General features: G+C 64.8%; 4 protein-coding genes. 1 reads left to right on the plus strand and 3 read right to left on the minus strand.

Translation table 11 applies throughout. From position 1 onward, the window contains the following. Positions 1–7: 7 nt before the first annotated feature. Complete coding sequence (locus ACP7DE_RS01410) at positions 8–3,298, minus strand: hypothetical protein (RefSeq protein WP_426070408.1); 3,291 nt, start codon at positions 3,296–3,298, stop codon at positions 8–10. A 52-nt stretch (positions 3,299–3,350) separates the two neighbouring features. Continuing rightward, positions 3,351–14,993, minus strand: coding sequence for a hypothetical protein (locus ACP7DE_RS01415; protein ID WP_426070409.1), 11,643 nt, complete (start codon positions 14,991–14,993; stop codon positions 3,351–3,353). 592 nt (positions 14,994–15,585) lie between these two features. Here ACP7DE_RS01415 and ACP7DE_RS01420 point away from each other — a divergent pair. Beyond that, positions 15,586–16,320, plus strand: a complete 735-nt coding sequence (locus ACP7DE_RS01420) for a YceI family protein (RefSeq protein WP_426070410.1) — start codon at positions 15,586–15,588, stop codon at positions 16,318–16,320. Here ACP7DE_RS01420 and ACP7DE_RS01425 read toward each other — a convergent pair. Next, positions 16,283–16,912: a LysE family translocator gene (locus ACP7DE_RS01425; RefSeq protein WP_426070411.1), complete on the minus strand. Its 630-nt coding sequence runs from the start codon at positions 16,910–16,912 to the stop codon at positions 16,283–16,285. The genes ACP7DE_RS01420 and ACP7DE_RS01425 overlap by 38 nt on opposite strands. Positions 16,913–17,059 lie beyond the last annotated feature (147 nt).

The raw sequence follows: 17,059 nt of genomic DNA on the forward strand, positions 1-17,059 counted from the left end.
GTAGTTTTCATGGCCGGGCCAGGGTACGGTTGATGGTGGCGTCTTTGCCTTTGAACAGGTTTTCATCGAACTTGAAGCGCAGGCGCAAATACGCTCCGCGCGCCGTGTAGTCGGCGCCCGTCAGGTCGCGGTCGGAAAAGCCCGACCAATTGTGGCCGGCCGACAGCCACAGGTTTTGCGCCAGCAGATAGCCCACTTCGACGCCGTTCGCCCACTGGCGGCTGCCCCCTTGCGGGCTGCCCATCACGGCCGCCAGCACGCCGATGTCCCAGTGCTTGCTGATGTCGTAGACGGTGCGCCCGGAAAACAGCCACGCCGTGTACTTTTCCTGGCCCACAGGCAAGTTCTTGTCGTTGTTGTGCTTGGCGGCAACCCTGCCCGTGAACCACCACGGACGGCTGGGGTGGTAGTCGAGGTGCGTGGAAACGATGTGCGCGCGGTAATTGTCGCCATCGATCTGCGATTGGTCACGCACGGTCTTGTACTCGTAGCGTGCCAGGCCGTTGAAACGGTTGTCATCCACGGGCCGCCAGGCAAAGCCCAGCTGTGCCCGATCCTGCAGCACGTTACCCACGGGCGCACCACTGGCGTCGTCGTTGTTGCGCGTGTACAGCAGGTAGTTGCGTGCAAGCAAAGTCCAGTCACGGCTCAGCTTGCGCGCCCAGACGATGGTATTAAGCCATTGATCCTGGCGCTGGTCGCCCGGCGCGATTTCGCTGTCGAACAAGCGCCGGTACTCGAGCTTGACGGAACCGCGCCACAGCGGATTGACCGAATAGTCGAAGCCTGCCGCCACGGCCACGGCTTGCTGTTGCTGGCCGTTCATGACTTTCAGATATTCCACATTCGTGTTCGCCGCCAGCCCTTCACCCAGGTTCCACGTGTTGCGCAAGCCCGATGCCAGCTGCAAGTCGCGCTGGTTGCTCAGGCTGTAATCCATGGCGTCGCGCATGCGGTACTCGCCAAATACGGTACCGCCCGGCATGTAGCCCGTATCCGCACCGGCCACAAAACTGGTGCTGCGGTCGGCCGGATTGAGCGAATAGGCGGACGCCAGGCCCGTCTGGTTTTCATAGCGCGCGTACAGCCGGCTGCGTTCGGCCAACTGGTATTGCGCACCCAGGCCGTAACGGTGCTGGTCCGCGTCGGAAATGCTTTTTTCCACGTCGCCATTCAAGGTCCAGCGCTCCGTGGCCTTGTATTGCGCCCCCAGGCGCACGGTGGTGGCGTCCAGCGGCACCGTCGCGCCTGCACCCGCGCCGGGATTGATAGGCGCAAACGTGGTGATGCTGCCGCCCGTGACGGGGTCGATCGCCGTGTTCGCCGTGCCGTTGCCAAAGAAGCCGCCCGTGGGATTGAGACCCGTGCCCAGCGGCGAGGTATTCGGCGCGATGCCGGCCGTCGACGGCATGCCGCCACTCTCCTTCATGTGCTGGACGGAGACGTCGAGCAGCCAGCGTTCGCTGGCATTCCAGGCCACGCCCAGGCGCTGCGCATCGCGGCGCGCATCCGTGCTGCGCTCGTCGCTGCGGATGGCCTCGCCATACACGGTGACGGCGGGATTGAGCTTGTAGCCCGCCTTCACGCCCGCCTCGCCCCGTCCGCCCGTGATGCCTGCCGCCGTGTTGTTGAAGTCCTTGTCGGAGCGGCTCCAGAAGACTTTCGCTTCCAGCTTCTCATCCTTGTGCTGCAGCTCGACCCGGGCCGCATTGCCGCTGACTTCATCGCGCAGCTCGCCCGCCTGGCCCGACGGCGTCGTGTAGATGTTGCCGCCCGCGCTGTAGCTGGTGGACGTGGTGCGCGCCACTTCGAGCACCAGCAGGCTGTGCTCGCCGAAGCGCAAGCCCGCATTGACACTGTGCAATTTGTACGGCGACAAGGGATTCTTGTCTTCCACGGCCGAGCCACCGAGCGAGACCATCTTGCCCAGTTGTACTTGCCCATCCACGCCCAGGGTCCAGAATTTTTCGCCGCCCTGGTCAACCTCATAGCTGATGCGGATCGATTGCGGATCGCCATTCGGCGTCAGCGCGGGGATCGCCTGCTTGAACAGGATGCGCCCGCTGAACGGCTCGAAGCTGTAATCCTCGAAACGGCGCAGCTGCGTCACTTGCACGATATTGCCATTCTGGTTCTTGTCGCGCACCACGATCTCGATCTTTTCCGAGTTGTCGATGGCGTTATTGTTGCGCACGGCGAATGGCCCCGACGTGCCATTCGCCCGGTATTCCTCGACCACTTGCTTCAGGCTATCGTTGATGGCGAAGGCATTGGCGACGATGCCATCCTGTTCGTAATGGCCGCGCCCGCCCGTAGCCGTGCGGTTGTACTGGCCCAATTTTCTCTGCTGCAAGTTGGCCACGGCGCCGCCGCCCGTCATCTGGCTGAAGCCGTCGCCAGTGGCAAAGTCGCCATACAGCACATAGCTTTTCTGCTGGTCGATGCGCACGTACAGGCGGTCGCTGGAACGGGCGTCGAAGTTGCGCACGGAACTGTCGCCGTAGACGGGATAAAACTCTTCCGGATTGACATCGCGCAAGAGGCGCGCGCGCGTATCCTTGTCCGAATCGTAGGCGGCCGTCAGCAAGGCGTCGCCACGGATGGTTCCCTTCAGGAACATGGCCGCGCGGCCCGCCACATTGGCCTTGCCATTGTTGAATGCCCGGCTCCAGCGCTGTATGTCGCGCTCGAAACCATCGTTGAAGCGCGATGGTGAAATGGAACTGCTCGACAGGCTGCGCTTGCTGATGATGCCGTCAATCAAGCCCACGGCCAGCATGTCGCGCAGTTCTGGCAGGAAACTGATCGTGCCCTGCGCCGCCACGCTGCCGGCCGACACGCGCAGCAGCACGTCCTGCGGCGTGGACGGGGCCAGCAGGCTGAAGCTCGCTACACCATTCTCCACCGCCAGCTGCGTGCCCGGCGTGACCTTGTCCACGTCGCGCCGCTCGGGGCCCAGTTCATCCGTACGGGCGCCGGGCAACAAGATGCGCCCGCCGCTGGCCTCGATGGTGAGCAAGGCCGTGCCCGTCAAGGGCTTGCCGTGCTCGTCATACAGCCTGACCGTCACCTTGACGGGGCTCTGGCCATCGGCCGGTACGTCATTCCCGTCCGTTTCGACGGCGATGCGCGCCACGCCCCGGTTGATTGTATAGTCGGCAAGGCCCACCTTGCCCGCAAACAAGGATGGCGCAGCCACGCTGTCCGGCACGGGCATCTGGGCCTGGCTAGCGGCCGGGAAGACCAGCAAAGCCAGTACGGCGGCCATGCGCCGAGGCGCGGGGAGAGTTGTCTTCATGGCCTGTGTCTCTTTAACAGCATTGGCATGCGTCACGTGATGGGATGAAGGCTTATTGCACATGGCTGCCTCCCGTGGCTGGCGTGGCGGCGGGGGTGCGCGGCGCGACAACAGGCTGGTTGGCGCTGTCCGTCGCTTGCGCGGGCGCACTGGCGGGCTGGCTGCTGAAACTCAGTCCCGGCCCCGCCCTGCCCTCCTTTTCCACGCTGCGCACTTCGCCCTGCGCGCGGCGCGCCTTGACTTGCTCGAGCACGGGATTCGAGCACGAGCCTTCGATGAAATCGGCGCGCAGCAACTCGCCGTTCTTGGTATCGAGGAACAGGCTGTGCGGATCGCCCAGGTTGCGGTTCGACGCTTCCATCATGCGGCTTGCGCGCGGCAACGTTGCACCATCGACCTTGATGACGTGGCTATTCGGCGTGATGCCGCAATAGCTGTACTTGCCTTCCACGTCCGTGGTGAAGTTCGTGCCATCCTCCATATACAGGCGTACGCCGGGGATGCCCAGTTCTTCCGCATCCTGCACATGATTGTTGTTGCAGTCGACAAATACCTTGCCGGCGATGCAGGCATCCGTGGTGAACACGCCGCCCGTCACTTTCACTTTCGCGCGCGCCTCGTTCGAGGGTGGGCCGTTGGTGGTCGATGCCTGGGCGCGGTTGATGCCGTCGCCCTGCAGCGAACCGACGCCCACGCGCAGGCGGTAGCGGAAGCTGGCGCTGGCGTTCGGCGCCAGCGATTCCAGCTCGAAGCTCAGCTGCGGCCCCGGCTTGCCGGACGGATCGGGCTGCGCCACATTGTTGCGCGTGGTGGTGCCGTCGATGTAGCGGAAACCGGCCGGCAGCTTATCGAGCACGCTGACGCCAAACGCCGTCGCCACGCCCGTATTCTTCACCTCGATCGTGTACTGCAGGCTGTCGCCGATCTCGGCCTGGGTCTTGTTGACGCTCTTGCTGATCAACAACATCGGCTTGTCCGTCGTGTTGAACACCACGGGGGTGAAGCTCGGTGGCGTGGCGCCAGGCGAGGCCGGCAGCAGCAAGGTATCGGCCGAGCTGGCCAGGGCCAGCACGCTGGCGGGCGCCACTGGCGTCGTCGACGTCCCCGTGCCGCTGTAGCTGTGGCCAATGTTCATGCCACCGCCATCCGTGCCGAACATGGTGCTCGCATACACCTGGTTCAGCTGCGGCACGGTGGGAATCGCGGCCACGCTGCCAAAGTCGACCAGCACCGTGAAAACGATGTTGCAGCTTTCCTGCGGCTGCAAGTCGCCCTTGCCAGTCAACAGGCCAAAAACGGTGGCGCCGTTGAAGTCGCCATTCGCGACGCAAGCCGTGGCGCTGGCGGGCCGCGCCGTGACGGCCAGGCTGCCCGGCTTGAAGGTGACGCTGGTGGCCGTGGGGAAGACGGCCCTCAGGTTTTCCGCCACCTGCACCATGGTCGAGGTCGGATAGCCTGCAGGATAGCGGTTGGCCGCCTGCACCGTGTAGCTGATCTCGAACTTGCTGGCGTCAACTTGCTGCTGTGCCGACACGGCCTTGATGACATCGACCACCTGGCGCAGCAACACCACGGGCGTGGGCGTATCTTCGCCCGTGAACGGCACACCGCCCACGGTATCCGAGGCATTGCCGTTGCGGTTGGGATCGACCTTTTCCGCCAGCGCGGCCACGTCGGCTGCCGTGGCCACGGCGCCCGCATGACTGCCGCCATTGTTGGAAGCGTCAAACACCAGGCTGCCCACGGGCGGCGTGTAGGCTGGGTTGGCGGCGATGACGCCGGCAGCCGGGGCCGGTGGCACGCTGATGACGCCGCCAGCGTTGGCGAGATTGCCGCCCAGCGCGCTGGCAAACACGCTGTTGTTGTACTGCGGCAAAGTTGTATCCTGCACCGTAATTTCCACGCTGAAAGTGATGACGCTCAACTCGCCCTCGCCCAGTGCCGTATCACCGTTGAGCAAACGCAAGTCGTTGCCGCCGCAACCGCCCGTAAAGCCCGGATTGACGGCCAGTTGCCGGCTGCCGCCAATGGCGGGCGCGGCAGGTGGCGCGACGATGCGGCACGTGACGGGTTCAGGGAAGGCGGCGCGCAGGCTGTCGAGCGCCTGCACATTCTGCGCCGCGCCCTTGCCCACGTTGCGGATCACCACCGTGTACGGCACATTGAAGACTTTGGCCGACAGCTGGGTCACTTTGCCCACGCCCAGCGCCACGCCGACGGCCGGGTTGGCCACCTCCGTAACGGCCATGCAATCAGATGCCTGCGCGCAACGTGGCAAATCGGTACCGGCGGGCACGATGGTGTTGCTCAGGGTGCCGCTGGCGGCCACTTTCGCACTCAGCGTGACGGCGGCCACGGCGTTCGGCGCCAGGCCGGCAGGCACCGTGCACACCAGCTTGTTCGCGGCCAGCGGCGCGCAAGTGGTGGGCGCGGCGGGCGTGACGACGATCTCCGTCAGGCTGGCGGCCAAGTCGTCCGTCAGCGTAATGGTTGCCGTGGTGGCACCGCTGCCGCTGTTGGTGGCCGTGATAGTCCAGCTGACGGTGTCGCCGATGCTGGCGTTGGCCTTGTCCGCGACTTTTTTCACCATCACGCTGGGGCTGGTCACATTGGTGCTGGTCTGGCAATCGCTTGGGGCCAGGCACAGCGGGGCGTCGGGCCCGGAAGGCACGACGCGGTTGAGCGCCGTGCCCGCCTGGGTAACGGTGGCCGACACTTCCACGCTGGCTTCGCCGCCATTGCCGATCAGGCCGGCAGGTACGCTGCAGTTCAGCACATTGCCGGCCACGGGTGCGCAGGCGGCGCGCACAGGCGTGAGCACCACATTCGTCAGGCCGGCCGGCAAGGTATCGATCAGGGTCATGACGGCGCGCGTGGGGCCGCTGCCCGTATTGCTGGCCGTGATGGTCCACACGACGGTGTCGCCCACATTGGCGCTGAGGCGGTTGACGCTTTTGCGCACTGCAACTTTAGGTCCCGTTAGCACGATACTGGACTCGCAGTTGTTCGCCTGCACGCAAGCTGGATTGTCTGGCCCGCTCGGCATCACGCGGTTTGACAGCACGCCTTCCAGCGTGCCCGTGGCCGTCACGCGCACGCTGCGCGTGCCATTACCGACAGCCAATTGACCAGCAGCAATGCTGCAGCTTTGCACGCTGTTCGGCAGCCAGTTCGCCAGCGGCGGGCACGTCACGCCAGCGTCGGCATTGACCGCCAGCACCGTCAGGTTCGGTGGCAGGATATCTGCCAGGGTTACCACGCCCTGGTTGGCCACGCCGCCGCTGTTGACGGCGGTGATGGTCCAGATGATGCTGTCGCCCACGTTGGCGCTGCCGCGGTTGGCCGTCTTGCTGACGCGAATGACGGGGCCCGGCATGGTTACCGTGGCCGTGTTCGGCAAGTCGTACTGCACTTCCGTCGAGCTGGTGGCGATGAGGCTGACGATGGTCGAGACATTGCTGGCCGGCTGGATGTAGGACAGGCCAAAACTGTGCAGCTCATTGGGCGCCAGGCTGGCGGGCAAGCCCGTCACCGTCAGCATGCCGCTGATGGCGTCATAGCTGCCGGCCGCGCCGCTCAGGGTCACGCCCATCAGGCCCTGTGCCAGTTTCAAGCTGTACGTCACGTTCTCGGCCGTGCCGGGACCGGCATTGCTGAAGCTGACGATGCCGTTGATCTGGTCGCCGGCACTGGTGCTGCCGGGGAAACCATTCAGGGTGGTAGTCACGTCGACCAGCAGCTTGATGGCCGTGGTGCTGGTGCTGCAGTCCGCCGCCTGCACGCAGACAGGATTGTCCGGACCGCTTGGCAACACCGTGTTCTGCAGCACGCCAGCCGCGCTGGCCGTGGCGCGCAGCACCACTTGCGCCTGTCCACCCGGCGCCAGGCCGGCCGTCACGCTGCACGTGACGATATTGCCGGCCACGGGCGCGCAAGTGGCCAGCTGTGTGGAAACCACTTGCACGCCGCTGACGCCGGCTGGCAAGTTGTCGGTCAGCACGATGGCGGATTTGGTCGCGCCCGTGCCGCCATTGCTGGCAGTAATGGTCCAGGTCAGCAAGTCGCCCACGCTGACATTGCTCTTGTCGACGCTCTTGCGCACCGTCACTTGCGGCGCCACGAGGGCCGTCGTAGCTTGGCAGGCGCTGGCCTGTTCGCAGGCGGGATTGTCGCCACCGCTGGGCAAGACACGATTCGACAGGCTTCCGCCCGCAGTGCCGCGGCCCGTGATGACGACCTTGCGGCTGCCATTGGTGGCAAGCAATTGACCTGCCGCAACCGTGCATGCCTGCACACTGCCAGCCGTCCAGCTGGCGGCCGGCGGGCAGCTCACGCCCGCGTCAGGCGTCACGCTGAGCACGACAATGTTGGCAGGCAGCACATCGCTGACGACGACCGGGTTTTGATTCGGCAAGTTGCCCGTGTTCGTCGCCGTAATGGTCCAGGTCAGGATGTCGCCCACGGCCGCGTTCACCTTGTCGACCATCTTGCTGGCGCGGATCACAGGACCCGGCAAGTTCGTCGTCGCCGTATTCGACAAGTCGTTGACAATTTCCGTGGAACTGGTGCCCACCACGCTGCTGATGCGCGAGCTGTTGCTGGCCGGCTGCGTGTAGAACAGGTTGAAGCTGGCGCTCTGCCCGCTGATCAGGGTGGCCGGCAAGCCGCTCAGCACATACAGGCCCGTGCCGCTGTTGTAGACGCCGCTGATGCCGGGCGCGCCGCTGACGGGGCTGACGGAAACGCCGCTCAGGCCCGCTTCCAGCTGCAAGCTGTAGCTCATTGTTTCCGCCACGCCAGGACCCACGTTGGCAAACGTCACCACGCCACGGATGGCGTCGCCCGCATTGCTGCTGGCGGGAAAACCGTTCAGGGTGGTGGTCACGTCCACCAGCAGTTTCGACACCACCGTGGTGGTCTGGCAATCGCCCGGGGTGGCGCAAACGGGGTTGTCCCCCCCTCCCGGCAGCAGTGTATTGACGAGGCTGCCCGACAAGGTCGCCGTGGCGCTCAGTTTCACACTGGCGCTGGCGCCGGCGGCAAGGCCGGCAGGCACGCTGCAGCTGACGACATTGCCCGCCGGCGCGGCGCAGGTGACGGGTGCCGTTGGCGTCACCAGCACATTCGCCAGGCCCGCAGGCAGGGTATCAGCCAGGGTGGCGATGGCCGTGCTGGGACCGCTGCCGATATTGCGCAAGGTCAAGGTCCACACGAGGGTATCGCCCACGTTGGCCGCCGTCTTGTCGACGCTCTTGCTGGCGTTCAGCAAGGGCGCGCTGACAGTGCTGGTGGTGCTGCAGTCGCCCGCCTGCAAGCAGAAAGGATTATCCGTGCCGCTGGCGCTGACGCCATTGACGAGACTGCCTGCTGCGGCGGCGCGCGCCGTCACTTGCAGCGTAGCATTGGCGCCGGCGGCCAGGCCGGCCGGCACGCTGCACGTAAGGATATTGCCGGCCAGCGGCGCGCAGGTGACGGACGCGGCGGGCGTGACGACAATATTCGCCAAGCCGGCCGGCAAGGTATCGGTGATGGTGACGATGGCCGTGCTAGCCCCTGTGCCGCTGTTGGCCAGGGTGACCGTCCACGTCAGGCTGTCGCCGATATTCAGGGCTAGCTTGTCGACGCTCTTGCTCAGCGCCAGGCTGGGGCTGGTAATGCTGGTTTGCGTCTTGCAACTGCTGGCCTGGAAGCAGGCTGGATTGTCCGGGCCGCTTGGCATGACCTGGTTGGCCAAGGTGCCGCCCGCGCTGGCCTTGCCGGTCAGCACAATCTGGCGTTGGCCATTACCGGCCGCCAACTGGCCGATGGCCACGCTGCAACTCTGGCTGCTGTTGGCCACCCAGCTGGCCAGCGGCGGACAGGTGACGCCGCTGTCGGGCGCCACATTGGTGACGATGATATTGGCCGGCAGCAAGTCCGTCAAAATGACGGCGCCCTGGTTGGCCAGGCTGCCCGTGTTGCTGGCCGTAATCGTCCAGATAATTTCCTCGCCCACGTTCGCCACGGCCTTGTTGGCCGTCTTGCTGACGAGGATGATGGAGCCGGGCATGGTGACGGTCGCCACGTTGGGCTGGTCGTTCGGCACTTCTGTCGACGTCGTGGCAATGCGGCTGACCACGGTCGACAGATTGCTGGCCGGCTGGATGTAGCTGAGCTGGAAGCTGAAGCCCTGCCCCGGCGCCAAAGTGGCCGGCACGCCGCTGAAGGTCACCAGGCCTGAGCCTGCGTTGTAGCTGCCTGTCACGCCGCTGAAGTTCACGCCGGCCAGTCCGGGCGCCAGCTGCAGGCTGTACGTCACGCCTTCGGCCGGCCCGGGACCGATATTGCTGAAATTGACCGTGCCGACGATCATGTCGCCCGCTTGCGTGCTGCCGGGGAAGCCGTTCAGGGTAGTCGTCACGTCGACCAACAGTTTCACGGCCGTGCTGGTCGTGCTGCAATCGCCGGGCTGCAGACAGATGGGATTGTCGGGGCCGCTCGGCACGACAGTATTGACGTAGGCGCCGGCCGCATTAGCCACGCCCTTGACGACGATATTCAGCGTGGAAGCTGCAGCCATGCCGGCAGGAATCGAGCACACCAGCTGATTGCCGCTCGGCACCGCACAGGTGGCGGGCGACGCTGGCAGCACTTGCCACAGGGTCAGATTGGCCGGCAAGGTGTCGGTCAGGGTGATGACGCCCATGGTGGCGCCCGTGCCCGTATTGGCCACGGCAATGGTCCAGGTCAGCGCGTCGCCGACATTGATATTGCTCTTGTCGACGCTTTTATGCACGGCCACTTGCGGGCTGAGGATGGTGGTGCTGGTCTGGCAGGAAGCTGCCTGCGCGCAGGCGGGATTATCGGGGCCGCTCGGCAAGACTTTGTTGCCCAGGCTGCCACCGGCCGTGCCCCTGGCTGTAATGACGATGCTGCGGCTGCCACTCACGGCAGCCAGCTGGCCGGCCGCGACGGTACACGCTTGCGCGCTGTTGGCCAGCCAGCTGGCCAGTGGCGGACAGCTGACGCCGGTGCCCGGCGTGACGGACAGCACGACCACGTTGGCGGGCAGGATATCGGTCAGGGTCACCACGCCCAGGTTGGCCAAGCTGCCCGTATTCGTGGCCATGATGGTCCACGTGATCGTCTCGCCCACGTTGGCCGTGGACTTGTCGGCCAGTTTCGTCACGCGGATGATGGGGCCGGGCACGGTTGCCATGGCCGTGTTCGGCAATTGGTTCGCCACCTCCACCGAGGTGGTGGCGATGGTTGACGTCACCATCGACAGGTTGTCGGCCGGCTGCGTATAACTGACATTGAAGCTGGTGCTCTGGCCATTCGCCAGGCTGGCGGGCAAGCCGCTGAGGGTCACGACGCCCGTGGCGGGATTGTAGCTGCCCACGGCGCCCGTCAAGGTGACGTTGCTCAAGCCCGGCGTCAGCTGCAGAGTGTATGTCACGCCTTCGGCCGGGCCCGGTCCCACGTTGGCGTAGGTGACGGTGCCGGAAATCGTGTCGCCCGCCAGGGTATTCGGCGGGAAATTGTTCAGGGTGGTGGTGACGTCGACCAGCAGCTTGACCACCGTGGTGGTGGTGCCGCAGTCGCCGGGCAGCACGCAGGCGGGGTTGTCTGGCCCCGATGGCAGCACGCTGTTGACGGCGGCCCCGGCCAGGGTGGCAGTGGCGCTGACAATGACCTTCACCGAGGCGCCGGGTGCCAGGCCGACCGGCACGCTGCAGGTCAGGTTCTGGCCCGCCACTGGCGCGCAGCTAGCTGGCACCTGCGGGCTGACGACGATGTTCGCCAGGCCGGCCGGCAAGGTGTCGGCCAGCGTGACGATGCCCGTGCTGGCGCCCGTGCCGCTATTGCTCACCGTTAAGATCCACGTGATGGTGTCGCCCACGTTGACGCTGGCCTTGTCGACGCTTTTCTTCACCGCCACGTTCGGGCTGGTGACGCTGGTGGTGGTCTGGCAATTGGCCGGCGCGGCGCACGCGGGATTGTCGATGCCGCTCGGCACGAGGCTGTTGGCCACCGTGCCGGGCGCATTTGCCACGGCCTTGATGAGCACTGTCGCCTGCATGCCACTGCCCAGCCCTGGCGGCACGGTGCAGGTCAGGGTGTTGCCCACAGGCACGCCGCAATTGGCGGGCGCCACGGGCAATATCTGCAGCGCGCCCACGTTCGCGGGCAAGCTGTCCGTCAGGGTAATGGCACCATTCGTCGGGCCGCTGCCGCTGTTGATGGCTTTCAGCGTCCACGTGATGGTGTCGCCGAGATTGACCGTGGTCTTGTCGACGCCTTTCGTCACGGCCACGCTGGGGCTGGTCACCGTGCTGGTGGTGGCGCAGCCGGCAGTCGTGGCGCACGCAGGATTGTCGGCGCCAGTCGGCACGACGCTGTTATTGTAGGTACCCGCCGCCGCAGGCTGGGCCGTGACGGTGAAGCCGGCGACGCCGCCGTTCGCTGCCAAGCCGGCCGGCACCGTGCAGGTGAGGATATTGCCTACCGGTACGGCGCAGGTGGCGCTGCCGACCAGCGCCACGTTCAAGCCCACCAGATTGGCCGGCAAGGTATCGGTCAGCGTGATGGGCGCGGTGCTCACGCCATCGCCGCTATTCGTCGCCGTGACGCTCCAGGTCAGGCTGGCGCCGATATTGATGCTGGCATGGTCGACGGTTTTCGTCAGCGCCACCTTGGGGCTGGTGATCGAGGTGACCGTGCGGCAGTTTTCCGCCGTGGCGCAAGACGGATTATCGGGTCCGCTCGGCATGATGCGGTTCGCCAGGCTGCCGCCCGCCGTGGCGTGCGCCGTGATGGTAATGGTGCGGCTGCCGTTGAGGGCCGCCAGCTGGCCGGCGGCGATGGTGCAGGTCTGGGTGCTCGACGCCACCCAGCTGGCCAGCGGCGGGCACGTCACGCCCGGCGCCGCCACCACGCTCGTCACCACCAAGTTGGCCGGCAACAAATCGGCAAGGGAAACCAGGCCCTGGTTGGCGATATTGCCCGTATTGCTGGCAGTGATCGTCCACGTGATGTTCTCGCCCACATTCGCCGTCAGCTTGTCGGCCACCTTGGTGACGCGCACGTTCGGCCCCGGCACCATCACGGTGGCCGTATTCGGCAAGTCGTTGGCCACTTCGACCGAGGAGGTGCCGACCACGCTGGTGACAAACGAACTGTTCGAGGCGGGCTGCGTATAGCTGAGATTAAAGGTGACGCCCTGCCCGGCCAGCAGATTCGGCGGCAGGCCGGACAGGGTAATGAAGCCCGTGCCCGCGTTGTACACGCCTGTCACGCCGCCCACGGACACGCCCGTCAAGCCTGGCGGCAACTGCAGCGTGTACGTCACGTTCTCGGCAGTGCCCGGCCCCATGTTGCGATAGGTGACTGTGCCGCTGATGGCATCGCCCGCATTCGTCGAACCGGGAAAGCCGTTCAGGGTGGTAGTCACGTCCACCAGCGCCTTGCTGACGACAGTGGTGGTCTGGCAGGCGCCGGCCGTGGCGCAGCTGGCGCCATTGCCGCCGGACGGCGCTACGCTGTTGACGAAATTGCCGGCCGCTGTCGGCACGCCAGTGATGCTGACCTGGGCGCTACCGCCCGACGCCAGGCCGGCCGCTACCGTGCAGGTGACGGTATTGCCGGCCAGCGGCGCGCAGGTCGCGGGCGCCGTGGGCGTGATGACGATGCTGGCCAAGTTGGCCGGCAGGGTATCGACGAGGGTCAGGGCCGCCGTGGTGGCGCCCGTGCCGGTATTGTTCGCCGTCAAGGTCCACTGCACGCTGTCGCCGATGAAGGCGCTGCTCTTGTCGACGCTTTTTTGCACGCGCACGAGCGGACTGACGATTCCCAGGGTATCGCTGTCCACATTATTTGCGGGGATGGGGTCCAGCGTGGTGGCGCCGGCCGTCGTGGTGATCGTCAGGCTGCCGCTGGCGGGCAGGTTGAAGGTGGAGCTGCAATTGATGCGCGAGCCGGGAATGAAGGGCGCCACGGGTGCGCTGCAACTGGCCGTGGCGCCGGCTGGCAAGCCGCTCATCACGCAGGTGGGGGCGGCCGCGTTGTCGGGGCCGTTATTCGTGCACACGCCCGTCACCGTCACAGGGGCACCGGCATTGTAGGGACCGGCTGGCACCGTCGTGACGGCTTGCATGTCCGCCTGCAGGCGGCGGTTGCTGATGGTACACGTGACGGGCGCCTCGGGCATGGTGAAGTTACCCGCGTTGGCCGCGCCGCTGGAAATGACAGCGGCCGTATCCGTACGCACGCAACTGTAGCTGCTCTGGTACTGCGCCAGGATGGTGGCCGTGCCCGCGTTTTCCGCGAACGTTGCAAGGTTGCCCGCGCGCACGACGGCGCTGGCCGTGGCGCCGTTGCCGCCCTGCACGCCCGCCGTGCCGTTGGCATTCATGATGAACAGGCCGCTGTCGCTGGCGGGCGTCAATACCTTGAGCACCGTCAAGGTATTTGTCCTGACCGTGGCCATGCTGCTGCTGCTGTTGTTGCTGAGATCACTATCCGTTTCATTGGGCGAGACGGTCACACTGGCCGTATTCACGATACTGGCGGCGTCGCCCGGCGTGGCCGTGATCGTCACCGTCAGGTAGGAACCCGTGGTGGGGTTGCTGACGGCCGCATTCACGGGCAGGTTGCCCATGGTAATGCTGACGCTGTTGCTGCCCGAACCCGAGGTTTTCGTGCCGCAGGAAGCGCTGCCACTGGCGGCGCACGTCCAGCTGACGTTGCTCAAGCTGGCCGGCAGCACATCGCTGAAAGTGGCGCCCGTGCTCAGGGCCGGGCCGCGGTTCCACACTTTCATGGTATAGCTCAAGGGCTTGCCGACAGAGAACTGCGCCGGGCCCACCTTGCCGACGGCCAGGTCGGTCTTGCTATTGGTGCAATTGGCATAGGAACTGGCCAGGCTGGGGTCGCGCAATTGCGCTGCGGGAATAATTTCCGTCACATTGTCAGGACGCGTCCAACGCATGTGCAAATAATTGATGCCGCCCACGTTATTCCACAGGACGCGGGCCAGATAACAGCCACCGGGCGTGGCGCTATTGAAATTGCCGGCCAAATTCTGGAAATCCGTTTCATTATTCGAATATTCGGCCACGCTACCCACGGGCACGTTGTACACGGCATTGCGGTAATTGGTCGAATACTGGGTCGAGAAATCGACTTTCACGTCATCGTCGTGCGAGACGCTGAATTTGTAATTGCCCGCCTGCGGAAACACCACCAGCGTGTACATCACGCGACCCATGATCCAGGCCTGGCAGGCAGCCGACGTTTGCTGCGTGTCGAGGTTGCATAACTGCGCAGGATTGGCGGGCGTGCCATTGGCCCAGTCCAGCTGCGGCGAGGTGCCCATGCGCGCCGCATTGACGGCGGGATTGACAGCCAGCGCCGCCAAACTGGCCAGGCGACCCGTGCTGCCCGCGTTAAAGCTGTTGTCGTAATTGGGCAAGGCGGGATTGGCCGGCACCCGCGAAATTCCCCGGTAATCCTCCCACAGCACTTGCGCACGGGCGGGCGCGGTGGCGCCCAGCAGCAAGGAAGCGAGCAGCAGCGGTATGACATGCCACCTGGAAAGGTCAGGCAAGCGGGCGCGGTGGACGATCGCGGTCAGCATCCCCATGTAGCGTCCGGCGGACAAAAAAGCTGCATGGCGGCCGGAACGGCCTGCCGTTTCCTGGAGTGTTTTGATCATGTTGTTCGCTAAGAAATGTACCGCTGCAAGGTGCAGACCAATATAAAAATGACATTTATTTGTCATGATTATATGAACAAGTAACAGTTCAAGCGTACGACAACAGTGGTTTTTTTGTTTCCAACAAAGAAATTAAATTATCTCGTTGATATTTCGCAACACATTGATCAAATTAATCGTGTAGTTTCGCTGATATTCTCTTTTCTGCCGCATACTGATTAGCTCGACATCATATTTAAATTATCATTTATGCAATGATGTGAAACTATCAAACACATAGTTTGTTTTTCAAAAGAAATTATTAATTTTGATTATCAGTAATTATTTCAATACACATTTCCCTTCCATGATCAGCATTCCATTATTCGATCCTGCGCTGCAGCAGAGTCATTTTCCAGCGCCTGCTTGAATACCAACTCACTGCATTCATGTCTGCTGCCCTGCAAGACAGGGCATGCGGCAAGACGAATTGATCTTGCAAAACGGCCGCGCACGCTATCCGGCTAGCGCGCCGGTGCCCGGATCGCTTACTATCGCCGCATCGCGCCCTGCGCCACCACCGTTGCCACCCCTTTGTCAGGAGTCCTCATTGATGCCACATGCCCACCGCCGCGCGCTGCTGGCCTACGCCTGCACCTTGCTCGCGGCCTGCACCCCGTTCGCCCCGCCGCCCGCCGCCTCGCTGCCAGCCGCGCCAGTAACGGCACCAGCCATGCAGGCGCCCCTGTGGCAGCAGCCGGGCGTGCATGTCTTGCACATCGCCCCGCTGGAATCCCTGCTGACCATCACCGTGCGGCGCGGCGGCGCGCTGGCGCGGTTGGGGCATGACCACGTGATCGCCAGCCGCACCTTGCAAGGCGTGGTGGCGCCCGCGCTGGGACGCGCGCAATTCCAGTTCCGGTTGGATGAGATGAGTGTGGATGAAGAAAGCTTGCGCCAGGCGGCCGGCCTGACGACGACGCCGTCGGCCGACGCCATCGCTGGCACGCGCCACAACATGCTGGTGCGCGTGCTCGAGGCCGAGCGTTATCCGTGGGTGCGCATTGACGCCCGGCGCGCGGGCAACGGCGAGGTGCTCGACGCCGCTATCACCCTGCATGGCGTGACGCGCACGCTGCAACTGCCGGTGCAGATAGCGTTAGCGGCCGATGGGCGCAGCCTGCAAGCCAACGGCAACCTGCTGTTAAAACAGAGCGACTTCGGCATCGTGCCGTTCGCCATCCTGGGCGGCGCCATGGCCGTGCAGGACCAGATGGAACTGGCGTTCCGCATTACCGCCCGGCACGACGTCAGCGCGCGAGGATCAGGCGCAAACCCAGGCCGATGAAGATGGTGCCGGCTACGCGGTCCAGCCACAGGCCGGCGCGCGGGCGGCGGTTGAGCCACAGTCCGACGGCGCCGGAAAAATAGCCGAGCAGGCCGAACAGCACGCAAGCCTGCGCCGTGAAGACCAGGCCCAGCTGCGCCGTCTGCCAGCTGGCATTGCCCTGGCCCGCGACGATGAATTGCGGCAGGAACGAGAGAAAAAACAGCACGACTTTCGGATTGATACTGTTGGCAAACAAACCCTTGCCGAACAGGCGCAGCAGCGATTCGTCGGGCAAGGCCGCCGCGCCATCGACTCTGGCGCCGCCACGGCTGCGCAAGGCGCCGATGCCCAGCCACACCAGGTACAGGCCGCCAACCACTTTCAGCGCGGTCAATGCGGTGGGCGAGGCGGCCAGCAGGGCCGACACGCCGATGGTCGCCAGCAGCGTGTGCGTGAGGCAGCCGAGGGCGCAGCCCAGGCCGAACGCCATGCCCTGACGGCGCCCGCGCGACATGCCCACGCCCAGCACCATCAGGTTGTCGGGGCCGGGACTGGCGGTAATGAGGACGGCGGCGGCAAGGAAGGCCAGGAACTGGTCGGGACTGAGCATGGAGGACTCGCAGGCAAAAGGCGCCATGATACCGGAGCGGGCGCCATGCCGGCAGGAGATGAATGCCCGTGTGTCACCGAGAGTCGATTAAAATGGGTACTCTACAGCAAACGGCGTTGCCGCCAGTTCCCACGCGACCATCACCAC

It is taken from the genome of Janthinobacterium sp. DSP2-3-3, assembly GCF_049897325.1.
GTDB lineage: Bacteria > Pseudomonadota > Gammaproteobacteria > Burkholderiales > Burkholderiaceae_D > Janthinobacterium.

Coding starts and splice junctions, on each gene's coding strand:
- ACP7DE_RS01410 (WP_426070408.1), bottom strand. CDS start 3,298: ATGAAGACAACTCTCCCCGCGCCTCGGCGCATGGCCGCCGTACTGGCT.
- ACP7DE_RS01415 (WP_426070409.1), bottom strand. CDS start 14,993: ATGATCAAAACACTCCAGGAAACGGCAGGCCGTTCCGGCCGCCATGCA.
- ACP7DE_RS01420 (WP_426070410.1), top strand. CDS start 15,586: ATGCCACATGCCCACCGCCGCGCGCTGCTGGCCTACGCCTGCACCTTG.
- ACP7DE_RS01425 (WP_426070411.1), bottom strand. CDS start 16,912: ATGCTCAGTCCCGACCAGTTCCTGGCCTTCCTTGCCGCCGCCGTCCTC.